Origin of the sequence: Bacteroides sp. 3_1_23 (genome assembly GCF_000162555.1) — a bacterium.
Classification (GTDB): domain Bacteria; phylum Bacteroidota; class Bacteroidia; order Bacteroidales; family Bacteroidaceae; genus Bacteroides; species Bacteroides ovatus.
In genome coordinates, this window is sequence record NZ_GG774949.1 from 609,218 (window position 1) to 625,699 (window position 16,482).

The window sequence follows — 16,482 nt, forward strand, 5'->3', positions numbered from 1 at the left end:
TGTCTTGTTTTTAAAATACGTTTATTTTTCTATTTGTTTAATCTCTCCTACTGTCAGGAAGATAGAACACAGCGATAGCGGCACCAAAGCTCCCAACAGACTGAATAATAATATCCAATTCGTAATATAACTGGCAAAAAGGATTGCCAGGATAGTACCCAATACGGCCGAAGCACCGCCCAGTCCTGCCAGCGAGCCGACAGATTTGCCACTGTGCAGGTCGCTCGGGATAGTCTGCAAGTTCGTCATAAAGAACTGGAATCCACCCAGTACCAATGCCATGAAAACGATAGCGACCGGAGCCGTAGTAGACATGATAGCTGCCAAGATAGACGGGATGATGATAATCCCACCAAGCAGCATTGCCGCCTTACGGGCATAGTTCACCGTATGTCCCCGGTTTATCAGCCAACCGGAATACCAGCCGCCGGCAATACTTCCCAATGCCGCACCTACATACGGAACCCAAGCGGAGAATGCCACCTCTTTGATATTCAAGTGGAACACATCTGCCAGATATAACGGCAGGAATGTCACGAACATCCACCAGATAGGGTCGAGGAAGAACCGTCCCAAAATGACAGACCAGTTCTTTTTCACCCGGAGCAGTTCGCCCCAGCTTTTTCCTTTATCCTCGGTTTTCAGCTCCTGTTCGGGCTGACCGCTCAAGATATAGGTACGTTCTTCTTCTGTAATCCAGGGATGCTTCTTCGGCCCTTCCTTATTGATAATCAACCAGGGAATCAACCAAATCAGTCCTAATCCGCCGACTACAATAAAAGTCAGTTTCCAGCCGAAAGCAATGAAGAGCATCAGGATAATAATCGGTGCAAGGATTGAACCGATGGATGCTGCCGCCCCGAACAAACCCTGTGCGAAAGCGCGTTCCTTCTGCGGGAACCATTCGGCGTTGCTTTTCGTCGTACCGGGCCACGGACCGGCTTCCCCCAATCCGAGCATCATCCGGAAGAAGGTCAGCGAGAAGATTCCCCGTGAAAGGGATGCTAATGCATCCGCCGCCCCCCAGACGAGCACGCTCCAGAAGAAACCTTTCCGGCATCCAATCTTGTCGTACAGTTTCCCGGAGACAAGCTGGCTGATACCGTATGCTATCATAAAGAAGATAGTTATCAGACCAAGAATATCTTTCGCTTTCTGCGAAGCATCCGGGTCGTTGCGGTCTATCAAGTCGAGGTCGATAGCGATACCTTCGCGATTGGTTACGAACGTAACGCCGTTCTTCTCCTTCATCTGTACGTTGGCTACGCTGACAGAATCCCGGTTGCCATTAGCGGCTGTCAGGATATACTGCTCTCCTGCCAGGACGGCATGATTACCTTTATCTGCCGACGCATCCGCTTCGGAAACCAAGTGATAGTCGATATTAGCCACCCACATATAGTTGAGCGTACCTCTATCCAGATAGTTGATGATGGTTATCAGCATAATTAACCCGATAACCATCCATCGGAGTCCTTTTACCTTCATACGTTTACAGGTTTAAGAAGTCTGCACGCACAGGGCTGAACGTATCAATCAGGATACCGGCTTCGATGCAAACACAACCGTGCAGCTCGTCGGGCGCTACATAGTAGCCGTCTCCGGCAGAAAGGATTTCTTTCTTATCGCCGATGGTTAGTTCAAACTTGCCGCTTACTACGTAAGTCGCCTGGCTGTGGTAGTGCTCATGCATACTACCTACTGCACCTTTGTCAAATTTCACTTTGACCATCATCAACTGACCGTCATACGCCATAATCTGGCGATTTACACCCGGAGCAGGATTTTCCCACTTCAAATCTTTCTCAAACTGATAAGTTTCACTACATGTTTTCATATTTCTGTCTATTAATGGTTTATTATATTCTCGATTCATTTATAACTCATCTTTCATTAGTTATCTCATCCCATATTAACATCCTGTAATCAAGTTGTTAATTCACTGTATTTCAGAAGTTAATTCACCGTTCGTCAAGTGTTAACTGTTAAGTTGTCAAGTGTTAACAGTTGAGCCGATAAGTATTAATACTTGAGAAGACAGGTATTAATACCTGAGAAACGGAAAACTAATCATCATTTCATAAATACTCCGCAACGACCGTTCCAAGCATACATAGTGCCTTCGACCGTCAGGCGGTGCCCTTTCTCTTTGTCGGCATCGGTATTGCTCAAGCAAAGCATTACGGAATGCCCGCCTTTATAGGTTGCTTTCACCACTGTATAGGAAGCCGTATCCATCACGACTTTCACCTCTTCGCAAGATGAGGTCAGGTTACTGGAAGTTTCCATTACCACATCATATTCTCCATGCGTTTCGATGGAAGTGGCGAATGTATGGTTCTTCCGTGCTTTTTCCCTTATCAGGAAAGCGGTTTCGTTTCTCAAGTTGAAATCAGGGTCATTGGCACCCAGACGAAGCATCTTCATCTCTGTTTGCGCAGTAGTAGCTATACTAATAGTATAGAAACGATCCTTATTAACAAAGGTGAAGCTTGATGTATTTCGGCTCTTGTTCTGCCCCCAGGCTTCCAGCCAAAGATGCTGATAGCCGTCTTTCGTACCAAGAGTTTTCAGTTCGTTAGTTGCTTTGGCGTAAGGGAAGTTCAAGGAAACAAAGTGCCCGTTATACCAGATAGGGTAATCGTATTGGTGCTCTTTATCCGCATTTGCTTGCAGCACATCCAAGATTAACGGGAATTGCAGGAAAGGGGTAGTCACGTAAGCCAGTGTACGTTTCATCTCTATCCCGGGATAGGCATTAGTGTCTTTCGCCACCATTACCTGAAAATGTCCGCCGTTGAAATCATGGTAAATAATATCTGAATGATAACGGGAAGAGACTTTTATATCTCCGGCAAAGTGGGATGTTTCGTCCACGACCAATGTATTGTGCGCAATTGTCTGTTTGGCAAACGATTGGTTTTCGCGGGTATAATGTCCTTTGTACTTGGCTTCGATATTCAAGAAGCGGGAAGCGCCGTAGTCGGTCAGAATCTCGTTTCCATTGTCGTAATACGCCATTGTCAGTTTATCAAAATGTCCGTGGCTCAAGCCGTGTGAGGTAGCTTTCAGTGTCAAGGCGCTGTTCAGATTAGAATCTGTGGAGCGGATTACGGCTATACCGCCTTCATCCCCCTTGCGCCCGTCACGAAATACACTGCTGCGATAGATAATCGGAGCAGCTTCTCCGCGGGCAATATCACGGGCTACTTTAAAACCACCGATAGTAGGGAGATAAGTATGCTGGTACTTATTTGCAACGGAAAGCAGTGATTTGTCCGAAGGATTAACATTATACAATATGTCGACCGCATATACCAGTTCCTGTGCGGAAAACCCTTTCAGCAAGGCATCATTAATATGGAAGAATTCGCCTTCATAAGAAAGTTGTATCAATGTGGAGAGGGCTTTTGAAAGAATGCTATCCCGGTAATTGAAGATTTTCAAGTCCGGCAGTTTATTCTCGATGCATTGAGCGAAGATGACGAAAGGCCAGATGGCATAACGTTGATAGTAGGCTCCTTCCGTGAAGTAACCGTCAGGAGAGAACAGGTAATCCATCTGGCGGATAAAGCCGCCCCGTTTGCCTGTTCCGTCAGAACCGTAAAGTGCCTTCTTTACGTAATCTTCACGATTCATCGCAAAGCCAATCATGCCGACAGCAGCCGTAGCCCATGTGGCATGGTTGTGCATTTTATTGAATGTCTTGTTATTTGCATGGTTGTCTCCCATACCGTCCATGATGAAGTCCGCCATCGGAACGAAGAGATTCTTCTCGATAGTGGCACGCTGTTTGGGTGAGAGTGTGTTATAGATACAGTCATAAGCAACCGCTGTATGCACCAGCCATACACTTTCATTCAGTGTCTGCCAAAACAGACGTCCCGGAACGGGGGAAAGTAGCAGGGGGTGGAACCCTAAAGTAGGGTATAGTTTTGCATAGGCTTCCAACATATCGCCCACGTAGGCGGCATATTTCTTATCCCCTGTCAACTGATAGGCAACTCCACAATGGAACATGGCATAGTAATTGGATTTATGCTGTTCGTGTACCACACCGCCACCGCCATCTACGGGAACCGGTACGGAAACAGGAGAGTTTACTGCTGCATCGGCTGCGGCCAACACTTCCGAAAGAGATTTGTCGAATGCGGGTACTGTCCCCTTTCCTGCCCTCATCTCGTTCACTTCTTCCTGTGTGAAAAGAAGGGACGGATGTTGGGCAAATGAAAAGAGGCATCCACCTAAAACCATGAATATGCAAATAATAAGTTTTCTCATCTTACATCATTTTCTATTTCAATAATAGTATCGTATGACAACTGTTCTACTTCTTTTTCAAGCCGATAGAGAGTTTTTCCAGTTCGCTACCCTCAACCGGAATATAATCGTATGCTTCGGCATTGATATATGCGGGACGGATATTGTACATCTTGCCCTGTATTGCCTGGGAAGTGGTAGTCATCATTCTACCGGAGTTCCACAGATTACAGTTTGCAATGCGTACCTTTTCCCAGGTGGCCTCATACAGGCGGATAGTTGCCCCGCCGCGTCCGCTATTATCAAAATTGCAGTTCTCTACTGTCAGTACTTGCGGGCCAATCAGGCGCATGACACTTCCACGTTCTTTGTTGCAACAGTCTACAAAGGTACAATGTCTGACAGTAATATAAGGGCCTGCCGTACTTTCATCGCTTCCGCCACGATAAATATTAATAGGTAAACCCAACAGACGGTAGAAAGAGCAGTTTTCAATCAACATGTCGTCGGCATTATAGCGGCCTATATCATCTTTCTCTGCTGCATAGTTGATAGCATCTCCCGACAAATCACGGAAAAGACAGTTGCGGATGGTAACGCTTTCGGCAAAAGTAGCTTTTGTTCCTTTGATAGCAAAGAATCCGCCTTCTCCGAAGTTCTGGAATTCGCAGCCGTCTACTATCAGTGTATAAGGTTGTATCATATCAAAGGCAGTAGAAATTCCTGCTTTAGCCAAAGCCTTTCCGGGCTCTAATACGCCATCGAATGTTATATTCTCAATGACCATTTTGCCGCCATCGGCAATAGTTACCATATTATCCGGCTTATCTCCGTTGAAACGGACAAGCGGCTTGTTGGCTGCATCGGCTGCACGGATAGTCAACGGTTTGTCAATGAACATAGCACGTTGGATAGGATATGTGCCTTTCGCCAAAATAATGACGCCACCCGGTTCTGCCGAATGAATGACTTCGGACAAGTTCGTTCCCGGAGACACATTGTATTCCTTATGAACATTCGCTGCTGGGTGTGCCACTTGGTTCTTAAACCAGGAAGCGCCTTTATCCTTACGTATCGCAGCATCGTCGGGCAACTGGGGAGCTTTTACTTTTTCCGTAGTAAATCCCGGAGCCGAGTAGTTCTTTGCCAATTGCACTTTGTTATCTTTGAACTGGATACCCGCTACGTCGTCAACGGCTATATAAGGCTGGTCGAGTCCTTTATTGATGATGATATTATCCGTGAATGAGACTTTTTCCGGTGCAAGAGTACGTTCCATATCCTTGCCTGTACCAAATTCTATATTCGTGCAATCTACGAATGTGTTACGGTACATCTTGACATCAACAACTTGACAATATCTATTAGGTAACGAATTGGGTACGGCATCCATAACTCCCAAAGCTGAGAAGAAACGGGTACCTGCCAAGCCGACCAATACATTATCGTAAATCTGATGTCCGGCATTGACGACACGGATACCGCCGGTATTACGACGTCCGTTACCGATAAACAAGTTATCATTCACAGTATTACGGTCACCATGACGCAGTGCTACCACTCCTTCACATTCCAACAGCGTATTGTTGCGGATGATGTTATCACTGGATTTAATAGAAATTACTTCCACTTCACCGGAGCAACGTTCGAACAAGTTGTTCTCAATCACCGTATTTGAAGAACTGTAAGCTTGCTGGGAAGTTCCTACGCGCATTGTTTCGGCACCGTTCGAGCCATACACGGGTCTTTCTCCAAAGTAGTTATGGTCAATCCGGTGATGATTCTCCAGACAACGTTCGTCGTTGAGGATGACAATCAGTGTCACCCCCAAGTTTAGTTTTCCTGTCAACGAACAATGGTCTACTCTGTTGTGACGACCATAAAGCAATATATAGCTGTAAGCCTGGTCCCGGCGGGACGGATTGAATTTGTCTATCACACAATTCGTCAGGCGGCAGTGATTAGCCAATTCTTGTCCGTTACGGAATTCTATTACGGAACCTTTGGGAGCATATCCGTCAGTGAAATGCAATCCGCTGACAGATAGCCACTCGCCCGCTATTCGCAAGGTGGAGCCACCTTCTATCTTTACTTTTCCGGGATTCAAGGCTTCTATCGTAATAGGAGATTTCTCCGTTCCTTTGCCTATCCATTTCAACTGCATATCTTTGTATAGGCCGTCCTTGATGTAAATCCGGTCGCCCGGTTGGGCAGTTTTTAAGCAGGAAGCTACTTCGGGAAGCGCTACATCGTATCTTTTTGCAAAAGAGACTGACGGTAGCCCGACAAGCAGGAACGCTATAATTGCCTTATGTATATTTCGTGTCATCATTAATTATTGAACTTTTGAGTAATCGTAATCTTGTTTCTGCCAGTACATATCAAAGGTTATAGAACTTGCGGAAAATTCAGTTGTCGAGCCTTCCTTCAGCTTAAAATCAGCTTTCTTTATATGTAAGATACCGATACGCTTCACATTAGCTACAGGGTTCTTATCCGGATACTTATTACAGTATCCATTTTCATTATAATAAAATACTAAAAGAACCGCATCAAGATCAACATTTGTTTTTTCTACTCCTTTTTCAAATTTACCTTTAGCCCATCCGTCAGCAGCCACAGGCGCAACACTCACCGAAAGTTGTAACCCATTACATGTTTTTTTAGCTACATTCAATGAAAAGGTACTCTCATCTATTTTCTTAATATCACCTGCCTTCACCTTATTAATTAGTTCTATATAATCGTGGTTTTCAGGATCTAAATACATAAACGATAATGCAGGAGTCCCCCACCAAGCAGCCTTTCCCGTTATTGAAGAAGTAGAACTCATAGAAGTACAAAAGTTTTTTAACTGTCCGTCAGAGTTAGCTGGACTTTGTAATGACAAAGATTCATTTGAACTCGAAGCTGAAATAAAGAAGTAAGGATTCACCTTATCATAATCTTCTTTTGTTATACCTAATATATAAGACGGATTATTAGCATTATCTTTCGGAGAAAAACCACTAGCAAGACCTGCAATCGGATCTACTTTTATTCTCCAATCCTCATTAGCATAAACCACTCCCGTTTCAGGTGAGAAAAATGCAGAAAATTGTTCTTCTACACGAGCTTGTGCATAAATAGTCCTATTCTCCCAATAATATACAAAAGCCACCCTTACAATAAATTCGTCCGTTAATGTCGGTGTTTCACGACCGTCAAAATAAGAAATCTTCAACGGTACTATATTATCACCGTTCTTAAAACTATCAGATGTGGGTACAACAAACTTCAATTCAGTTTCAGTCTGCAACGTAATAGTACACTCAATATCACCTAACAGCACTTTATCAATCTTATTTAGATATGCTCCCTCCAGCACTACCATATCTCCCACGTTGACTGGTTCAAATACAGTAGTTGTAATCTCCGGCTGATAACGTTTCACCGTTAACTTGGGTGCGGACGAACTTGACGTCTCCACCTCTTTTGTTCCATTAAAATATTTAAATGTTACAATAGCCTTGTCGCTTTCCACATAAGGAACCTTTACTACTATCTCATTTTCACTTTGTGAGATGATCTCTGCCTCATTTCCTTCTGTCCCCCCTTCGGCAGTGAAAAGAACAGCACTCACCACATTCATGGAACTACCGGAAAGCAACAAATTATTGCCCATTTCAACCTCCGAGGGCATTTCCGCCTGTGAAACGGCAGGAGCCGGATATTCAAGGGTAAAATCTCCTTCGGACACACCCTCACCTATCGAATTTACCAATACAATTTTACCACTGCGTGCCTGATTTGTCACTTTCAAAGACAAACGCCAGTTGGACACTTTCTGTAAGATAACGGCTTTTCCACCACCGATAGTAGCACTTACCACATCATCCAAATATTCTCCGGTAACAACAATTTCACTACCTATACTTCCACTCTCGGGCGAGAAAGAAAGGATTTCCGGTGAACTAACCGCCACATCCTTCATCGATGTAGAATCACAACCACACAAAAAGAATAAACAGACAAACAATGATGCCAGACTCCATTTTCTATATTGTTTCATATTCGTAAGCATTTAAAAGATTAATAACCCGTATTCTGTGCTATCTCTGGATTAATGTCAATCACACTCACCGGAATAGGCAGAAATGTTTGCCAATCTTCTATATCATTCACCGTATAAGAATATTCCGTATAAAGAAGCTCGCTGTTCAAGTAGTTGTTTACTGTCTGAGTAGCGATACCCCAACGAAGAAGATCAAACCAACGCTGGTTCTCAAAAGCCAGTTCAAGCCTGCGCTCATTACGTACAGCCTTTCTAAAATCATAAAGACCTGGCAGGTCGGTCAGTGTATATGTAGAAACACCGGCACGTTCACAAACCATATTCAAATACTTCAGATTGTCTGCCGAAGGCCCCGAGATTTCATTTGTCAATTCAGCATAAAGTAAAGCAATATCAGCCACACGAATCACAGGCCAGTCACTTTCGCCATCATACTGTGTAGTTACAGGATTTACATACTTCTTACAGTAACGGCAATTACCTTCCGTCACCCACGTCTGAGTAGTTGTATTGAAATATTTCTGGGCGATATTCACATCCAGACGTTTATCAGCACCCGCACCTCTTTGCTCGTAAGCTGCAATAATATTGTCAGTAGGAGTATTATAACCGGAAGAAGTACCGATAATCACATTTGCACCATTATTGACCGGAGCAAACATATTGCCGAACGGTGAACCGATACCGGCATTTCCCGAAAGGTAACGAACTGCAAAGATTATCTCCTTATTCATCTCATTGCCAATATCAAAAACCTTATCATAAGCCACAAGATCACTACCCGATTGCGGATTTCCCACAGATTCACTTTCGAGTACTTCCTTACACAGTCGGGCGGCACGGGCATATTTCTCGTCACCCGCCCGGTAGTGCGTAGCATATACTTTGGCAAGCAACGCTTTTGCCGCGTTCAGGTCAGCACGTCCCAAGTTACCGTCCGCCATCTTACCGGGCAACAGTTCATTATTGACAATATTCTCCAAATCTCCTTCAATAAGCGCATATACTTCATCCACCGTAGAGCGTTGCATATCACGGGCCACTTCAGAAGGAACCTTGGAAGTAACGATAAATACCGGTCCCCATAAACGGACCAGATTGAAATACTCCAATGAACGAAGAAAAAGCACTTCTCCCTCATATTGGTTCCGCAATGTCTCGTCCGTCACTACATCAAGGTAAGATATAACATTGTTTACCCGTGCAATTGTGGCATAACAGGCATTCCAGTACGTTTCCACCCATTCGTTTTCCGGTACGATAGTACCCTGGTCGAGCTGTTCCACCAGTCGTGTAGTATTCGAAGAAGAACCTGCAGCATACATACGTCCGTTATCCGAGCGCAATTCTGTCATGGCCCATTCGTAATACATCACATCATGCAGGGAATTATAACAACCCAGCACCAGATTATTTACCGACGAAGCATCTTTCACATACTTATCTGCCGCCACTTCCGAATAAGGATATTGATCCAAATCACAAGCGGAAAATACCATGACGATTAACAATAATCCTATATAATTTATTTTTTTCATCGTTTTCCTCCATTAAAAATTAATATCAAAACCGGCAGAAATGGTAGAAGTCAACGGGAACCCACCACGCTGATACCCCGAAATCATTGCACTGGAATAATTACCGGATGTTATACGCGACTCCGGATTAATGCCTTTGTAGCCACTTCCCCAAATATAGAGCAAGTTACTGCCCGACACATAAAAACGCACACCTGATAACTTAATCTTGCGGGCAGCAGTTGCCGGCAAGGTATATCCCACTGTAAAGTTACGCAGACAAGCATAAGAAGCATTTTGCAAAGGATAATCAGTAAGCATGAGGTCATGTCCCGTTTTCACATTCTGATAAGGCGTTTTTCCGTTACCCGGATGTTCTGCACTTACCCAACGGTTCTTTGTGTACTTCTTGTTCCACTTCTTTGTTTCATTATAATATACATCACCATTAAGCACTGTGATGCCCTGTACACCCTGAATAAGGAATGAGATGTCGAAATCTTTAATTTGGAAAGTATTGGTAATGCCCCATGTGAAATCCGGGTAAGGAGTACCCAACGCAACCCGGTCTTCAGGAGTCAAAGAGCCGTCATTATTGGTATCGACAATGCGTATTCCCCCCGGAGCATCGTCTGAAAAATGAGGATTAGCTGCAATCTCTTCCGCACTATTCCATACACCACACGTTTTGTATCCATAAAATTGAATCAACGGCTCACCCACTTTGGCAAGATAACCTTCATTTCTTTCACCCAAAGAAATCATTTGTTGTTCACCGCCTAACTCCAATAATTTATTACGCGAAAGTGAGAAATTTATATTAGTATCCCATGAAAACTTACGGCTTTTCATATTGTGTGTATCAAGCTGGATTTCCAAACCTGAGTTACGGACTTTTCCTATATTATTCCAATAGTGTGTGTAACCAGTAAACGATTGCGTCGGTTGTTCGAACAATAACGCACGTGTCACTGAATAGTAAGCATCTATCGCCAGATTGATACGGTTGTTGAAAAGTCCCAAATCCAGACCATAGTTAAACTCATCAGTCTGCTCCCATGTAATATTAGAATTAGCCAGCGAAGAAGAGATATTCGCAGAACCATTAACCAATGAACCCGTACCTTTGCCGGTCACGTAATTTGCACTGTTCAATACCTCGAGGGCTGCATTATAACTGATACGGTTATTTCCTGTCACACCATACGATGCACGAAGTTTCAAGTTAGAAATAGCCTTGACACCCTTCATGAATTTCTCTTCACTCACGCGCCAACCCAGTGATACGGAAGGGAACCAGGCATTACGGTTTCCTTTGGAAAAGAGCGATGAACGGTCCAGACGTAGAGAGGTAGACAACAAATAGCGCCCCAGATAACTATAATTGACACGTCCCAGATAAGATTCCAATACAACATCCGGATATCTGAAAGTTCCCGTACCCGCCGTATTTCCATTACCCACACCAGCCAACTCGTAAACGGTGGCAGCATTCAAAGTATGGATGTCATCCGTAGCAAATCCCGTTGCAGCCATAGCCACCCGCTGATTCCGTGTCTTTTCTACCGTATATCCCAATAAAGCGTCAAGACTATAGTCTTTATTCTTTCCAAAGTCCAAATGGTAACTCAAGGTATTCTCACTCAACAAATCAATATAAAGTGCACTGGAATAAGTAGCACGGCTTGCTTCCTTGTCTTTCGTAGCGTCCTTATTTGCATAATAATAAGAAGGGGCAAAACGAACATTCAAGCCGTTGGATGTCTTAAACTGTAATCCTTTACAAAGATCAAGCGTGAGATACATGCTGGCCAATCCTTGCATAGTCTCGCTCCAACGGAAAGTATTAGTCATTACGCTTGCCGGATTATTATTGGCAGAGCTAAATGGAGACGATTTTTCCAATACACGGTTACCGTCGGCATCCAACAACGGATTTCCATCGGCATCCACGGCAGTCGGTGTCATAATATTGTTAAAATGGCTACCTCTTGCAAATCCGGTATATCCGGTCAGGTCTGTACTATACGCATTGTGATAGACCGGTAAAAAAGAGGGAGTACGATAGAAATCAATAAAGTTATTTTTCGGACGTTCCGTCTTGCTATATGTACCGGATATATTAACACCCACCGTAGCTATCTTTGAGAGTTTGGTATCCACTTTAGTACGGAAATTCAGTTTGTCCAGTGAATTGTTGAGCATCACCCCCTGGTCTTTAGTATAGGCCGCTGAAATAAAATATTTCGTCTCTTTGCGTCCGCCCGAAACACTCATCTGCACATTCGTGATACCTGCCATATCACGCAAGCCCTCTTTCTGCCAGTCGGTAGTCCCCATCTGGCTTTCCAAATAAGCAGCCCCGCGAGCAGCACTCGGTACTTTCGGACCACCTAAGGCAGCTTCTTCTTCCAATAAACCCAACCATTCGGAAGAAGTCATCATGTCGTGCAACTGATAAGCGTATTTAAATCCCTGATAGAACTTAAAAGAATATTTCGGTTTGTCCGGCGTACCGCTTTTGGTAGTCACCATAATCACTCCATTGGCAGCGCGCGACCCATAAATGGCAGCCGAAGCGGCATCTTTCAAAATTTCAATAGACTTCACATCCGCAGCATTGATAGACGACAAACCACCGGATACGGGAAATCCATCTATGATAACCAACGGTTCACTATCTGCGGAAATGGAACCCGTACCGCGTACCCGGATAGAAGGAGTCACACCCACTTCCGATGTCTCATTAGAAACCGTCAACCCAGTCATAGCACCTTGCAAGGCAGTAGTGACATCACTCACCGGAGCATTAATCAGTTTCTCGCCTTCCAATTTTGAAATCGAACCTGTCAAATGAGATTTCGCTTGTGTACCGTAACCGATTACCACAACATCATCCAACATTTTCGAGTCTTCTTCCAACGTCACATTCACAACTGTACGTTTGCCAACCGCTTCCGCCTTATCAACGTAACCGATATACGAATAAACCAAAATTGTCTTGGAATTAGGAACCTTAATGGAGTATTTACCTTCAGCGTCCGTCACAGTACCGGTAGGAACAGCAGCGTCTTTCACTGTCACCGAAGCTCCAATCAACGGACCCTGTTCATCTATCACCTTACCAGTAACTACATGCTGGGAGTAAACGTTCAATGTCCCTACCAACAACAGGAACATCATCACGACTTTTTTAAAAATACAGGAGTTGTTCATAGATTAGTGTTTTAATTTCTTTGACAAACGTAACGATTAAAATTGGTAAACCAAAATTTTGGTCTACCAATTAATATTTATTAATAATTAGATATAAGCCGCTTATAAATAACACGTTACGCGTACCTCTATATAAAAGGACAGGAGAATATTTTTACTAGAAAGCTTTACTTTGAAAGATAATATTTGTACTTTTACAGCCGAAACGGAAAAGGTCATCTTTTTAAAATATTTATATCTTATGAAAGACGAAATCAATTCGCAACCAGTTAAGCATGTAATAGAACACATAAAAAAACAAATATCAGAACGTCAGATTTTACCGGGAGAGCGTCTCCCTTCTGAGCGTAAATTATCCGAACTTTTGAAAATCAGTCGGTCACATGTTCGCGAGGCATTGCAGAAACTGGAATTATACGGTATTGTAAAAACATATCCTCAGAGTGGAACAGTGGTATCCGAATTCTCCAAAGACCAGTTGGATACTATGATTACCGATGCATTGAAAATCAGCAGATATGATTTTTCAAGCTTGGTTTATGTACGTGTACTTCTGGAAATAGAGGTCTGCAAATTATGCGCAGTAAACCGCACAGAAGAGGATTTGAAGAATATCGAAAACACGCTTGTCGAACTGGAAGAAAAGTTTGATACAGACCTTCGTGTCGAAAAAGATTTTGCCTTTCACCAAGCCATTGCGCAAGGCGGACATAATCCGGTAATCAGTTCACTCCTGCTTATTATTACTCCCGATATTTTAAAATATTATCAAAAATATAAAGTTTGTGCCGTTCCTCAAAAAACGGTTCATGCAGAACATAGGGAAATGTTACAGAAGATAAAAGATAGAGACAAAGAAGGAATGAAAGAACTGGTACTCCGCCACTTGGCCAATCTGATTGATTTTGCTAAAATGTCCGCGAAAGGCAATATCCCGGAATTCGAATACGGACATATTTAAGATACACAAAGAATACACTTAATTAGTTGTATGTGAGAAATTATTCAGTCTCTTGCATACAACTAATTAAGTGTATGCACAAAATTAATCGTCTAACAGTTGTCGCTCTTTCGTCTAACAGTTGTCAGACGAAAAAGCAACAACTGTCAGACGAATAAAGTTATTCGATTGAAGGGTTAGTTTGATACATACGAAAGACTAATTGATAGCGGTCGGACAATTAATCTTATTTGATAAGATAAGTAGCCACTACCGGATAATGGTCTGATTCCTTATCCGCCCAATAACAAACATCATACGCCTTCACCGTAAAAGCCTCGTTTGGCGTATAAATCAACCAGTCACATGCGTAAGCCGGACTTGGAACGGGCACTGTCCATGGGGCACCATCACTCAAACAATTTACGGTGAAATACTTTTGAAAAGCAGCCATGGTAGCAGAACCACGACGGGAATTCAAATCTCCCCCCAAGATAACAGGTTTATCCAATTGCTCCACGCACGCGAGAATCTCATCAATCTGTTTCAGACGGGCAGCATCTTCGTATTTATGGTCCAGATGCGTCGTAGCGAAATAGAATTCCTTGCCTTCCTTCGCGACTTTTACATAGCCGAAAGAACGGACATAATCACCTTCTTTCAGTACACTCAACTTAAAACTCTTTTCCTCGGAAACCGGATATTTGGAAAGAATCACATTTCCGTAATCTCCGCCAGTCGGAATATCGAGCGCATGGGCAAAATAATAATATTTCATTCCCGTTAGTTCCGACAGTTTTTTCGGAGTATCCCAAGGGTTAATCTCCGTGTTTCTTTCTATTTCCTGGAGTGAAACGATATCCGGGTTCTCTTTCTTAATGACTTCGGCTATCTTATCAATTCCTTGTTTACGACCGCTATACGTGTTGTAAGTCATGGCTTTTACTGTGACCTCTTTCGGTTTTGTCACAGGTTGCTGTGCCGTTGAGGGTTGTAACAAACAACACAATAGAAACAATGAAATGCATATTCTAAAATTCATATATGACCAATTAATAAGTGAATGTTATCTTGAAAAACAATCTTTCCTACCTGATACAAAATTAATCCTTTTCTATCTTACGAATCTTATGATTCCAATAATCTGAAATATACAATGCTCCGTCCGGACCGAACTGTACACCTTCCGGATGGTTGAATTGCGCTTTATCCAACGGGCCGTCTGTCGTACCGGAAGTGCCTGTACCGGTGTAGTTTGTCAACATACCGTCAGGGGTAATTTTCGCTATACGATGCTTTTTACGGACTGCTACATAAATATTTCCTTCTTCATCCAAATCCATCTGGCAAGGCTCTTCCAGTTTGGCTTCATTTCCCTGACCTTCTGTAAAACCTGCTTTCTCGTACTGCCCTACCCAAACATGGAGATTAGAAAATTCGCCTGTCGACATATCATAATCTCCTTTATAAATCACATCTTTTTCCTGTGAACTCATATACACGGTAGTCCCTGCCTTGTCAAAAAGGATACAGCGGATTTTCACTTTCGACGCATTTTTACCTGCTGCATCGGGAAGTTGCATGCCAGTTGCCACCATCGTATTCTGCTCCGGGTCATATTTGTAAATCATGGCATTTCCATGAGCCACGGAGAAAACCTCTCCCGTGACAGGATGCACACCTACATTAGTGACGCCATTCCCCAAAGAAGGAGTGATTGACCATATTGCAGACAGATTAGCAGCATCATACTGATGCGTATCCTTGTTCCATAGCATCGTTGCAATATGTGCATTGCCCGAAGCGTTGGCATCATTGGATAAGAATAAAGTATTGCCATCCAATGAGAAAGCGATATTCATCATTCTGAATACAGTTCCACCCGTTCCATCACCGCGTAAGAAAGTAGCGACCTGATTATTTTTCGCGATACGGATATCACGGTCATCATCTTCCACAATATATAAAGCACCTTCCTTGTCGAAAGCAATAGAACCCGGTTTCCAAAGAACCGCTTCCATGAGGGTCCCCTCTTTCTTCTCCGTTTTTGCGGCAGGAACATAACTGCCGATATAAGTACTTACAATAGGAGACTGAGAATACTCAAACTCCGTTTTATATGTCAGTTCCTGCATAGCTTCTCCCTGACCGAGGTATACTTTCACCGGACCGGAGCCGGAACCCCTCTGCACATTGGCAGTAATAATATTCCCCAACGCACCCGTCACTTCGGCATCCACCCCGTTGACTGTCACGCGGATATGTTCCAAATCCGTACCGAAATGTGTACCGTATAAAGTCAGGCTTGTAGACTTCCCGCCGGCTGTCGGCGTGTACATAGTGATTTTGGGAGTAGCTTCGCCCTCTCCGATTTCAGGTGTCATATCCTGCCGGTTCTCATCCTCGCAAGCGACAAAGCAGATTGACGCAAACATCAGAGAATAGATAGAAAACCGTTTCAAATGATGTATCAATGTTTTCATGTTTCTGTCTTT

At 43.5% G+C, this 16,482-nt stretch carries 10 protein-coding genes; 1 reads left to right on the plus strand and 9 read right to left on the minus strand.

Annotation, left to right across the window (positions count from 1 at the left end; all coding sequences use genetic code 11):
* Positions 1–21: 21 nt before the first annotated feature.
* The 7 genes from HMPREF9010_RS21795 to HMPREF9010_RS21765 all read right to left on the minus strand — a co-directional run bounded on the left by HMPREF9010_RS21795 (position 22) and on the right by HMPREF9010_RS21765 (position 13,047).
* Positions 22–1,488 (minus strand): MFS transporter, encoded by a 1,467-nt coding sequence (locus tag HMPREF9010_RS21795; protein ID WP_008646766.1) that lies wholly within the window; start codon positions 1,486–1,488, stop codon positions 22–24.
* A 4-nt stretch (positions 1,489–1,492) separates the two neighbouring features.
* Positions 1,493–1,837, minus strand: a complete 345-nt coding sequence (locus tag HMPREF9010_RS21790) for a cupin domain-containing protein (protein ID WP_008646768.1) — start codon at positions 1,835–1,837, stop codon at positions 1,493–1,495.
* A gap of 236 nt (positions 1,838–2,073) precedes the next feature.
* Positions 2,074–4,281, minus strand: a complete 2,208-nt coding sequence (locus HMPREF9010_RS21785) for a heparinase II/III family protein (protein WP_032852422.1) — start codon at positions 4,279–4,281, stop codon at positions 2,074–2,076.
* A gap of 46 nt (positions 4,282–4,327) precedes the next feature.
* Positions 4,328–6,592 carry a chondroitinase-B domain-containing protein gene (locus HMPREF9010_RS21780; RefSeq protein WP_008646774.1) on the minus strand — a complete coding sequence of 755 codons (2,265 nt, stop codon included), beginning with the start codon at positions 6,590–6,592 and terminating at the stop codon, positions 4,328–4,330.
* A 3-nt stretch (positions 6,593–6,595) separates the two neighbouring features.
* Complete coding sequence (locus tag HMPREF9010_RS21775) at positions 6,596–8,311, minus strand: IPT/TIG domain-containing protein (protein WP_032852576.1); 1,716 nt, start codon at positions 8,309–8,311, stop codon at positions 6,596–6,598.
* 20 nt (positions 8,312–8,331) lie between these two features.
* Complete coding sequence (locus HMPREF9010_RS21770) at positions 8,332–9,852, minus strand: RagB/SusD family nutrient uptake outer membrane protein (RefSeq protein ID WP_008646777.1); 1,521 nt, start codon at positions 9,850–9,852, stop codon at positions 8,332–8,334.
* A gap of 12 nt (positions 9,853–9,864) precedes the next feature.
* Positions 9,865–13,047 (minus strand): SusC/RagA family TonB-linked outer membrane protein, encoded by a 3,183-nt coding sequence (locus tag HMPREF9010_RS21765; protein ID WP_032852423.1) that lies wholly within the window; start codon positions 13,045–13,047, stop codon positions 9,865–9,867.
* Between the two features lie 241 nt (positions 13,048–13,288).
* On the opposite strand from HMPREF9010_RS21765, the gene HMPREF9010_RS21760 reads away from it, so the two are divergent.
* Positions 13,289–14,008: a FadR/GntR family transcriptional regulator gene (locus tag HMPREF9010_RS21760; protein ID WP_008646779.1), complete on the plus strand. Its 720-nt coding sequence runs from the start codon at positions 13,289–13,291 to the stop codon at positions 14,006–14,008.
* A gap of 226 nt (positions 14,009–14,234) precedes the next feature.
* Here the strand turns inward: HMPREF9010_RS21760 and HMPREF9010_RS21755 are convergent, their stop codons facing one another.
* Both HMPREF9010_RS21755 and HMPREF9010_RS21750 read right to left on the minus strand, forming a co-directional pair.
* Complete coding sequence (locus tag HMPREF9010_RS21755; RefSeq protein WP_008646780.1) at positions 14,235–15,029, minus strand: endonuclease/exonuclease/phosphatase family protein; 795 nt, start codon at positions 15,027–15,029, stop codon at positions 14,235–14,237.
* A gap of 61 nt (positions 15,030–15,090) precedes the next feature.
* Positions 15,091–16,470, minus strand: coding sequence for an SMP-30/gluconolactonase/LRE family protein (locus HMPREF9010_RS21750; RefSeq protein ID WP_008646781.1), 1,380 nt, complete (start codon positions 16,468–16,470; stop codon positions 15,091–15,093).
* Positions 16,471–16,482: the final 12 nt, after the last annotated feature.

Excerpts from the sequence above, each read along its gene's own strand:
- HMPREF9010_RS21795 (WP_008646766.1), bottom strand. The coding sequence starts at position 1,488 with ATGAAGGTAAAAGGACTCCGATGGATGGTTATCGGGTTAATTATGCTG.
- HMPREF9010_RS21790 (WP_008646768.1), bottom strand. The coding sequence starts at position 1,837 with ATGAAAACATGTAGTGAAACTTATCAGTTTGAGAAAGATTTGAAGTGG.
- HMPREF9010_RS21785 (WP_032852422.1), bottom strand. The coding sequence starts at position 4,281 with ATGAGAAAACTTATTATTTGCATATTCATGGTTTTAGGTGGATGCCTC.
- HMPREF9010_RS21780 (WP_008646774.1), bottom strand. The coding sequence starts at position 6,592 with ATGATGACACGAAATATACATAAGGCAATTATAGCGTTCCTGCTTGTC.
- HMPREF9010_RS21775 (WP_032852576.1), bottom strand. The coding sequence starts at position 8,311 with ATGAAACAATATAGAAAATGGAGTCTGGCATCATTGTTTGTCTGTTTA.
- HMPREF9010_RS21770 (WP_008646777.1), bottom strand. The coding sequence starts at position 9,852 with ATGAAAAAAATAAATTATATAGGATTATTGTTAATCGTCATGGTATTT.
- HMPREF9010_RS21765 (WP_032852423.1), bottom strand. The coding sequence starts at position 13,047 with ATGAACAACTCCTGTATTTTTAAAAAAGTCGTGATGATGTTCCTGTTG.
- HMPREF9010_RS21760 (WP_008646779.1), top strand. The coding sequence starts at position 13,289 with ATGAAAGACGAAATCAATTCGCAACCAGTTAAGCATGTAATAGAACAC.
- HMPREF9010_RS21755 (WP_008646780.1), bottom strand. The coding sequence starts at position 15,029 with ATGAATTTTAGAATATGCATTTCATTGTTTCTATTGTGTTGTTTGTTA.
- HMPREF9010_RS21750 (WP_008646781.1), bottom strand. The coding sequence starts at position 16,470 with ATGAAAACATTGATACATCATTTGAAACGGTTTTCTATCTATTCTCTG.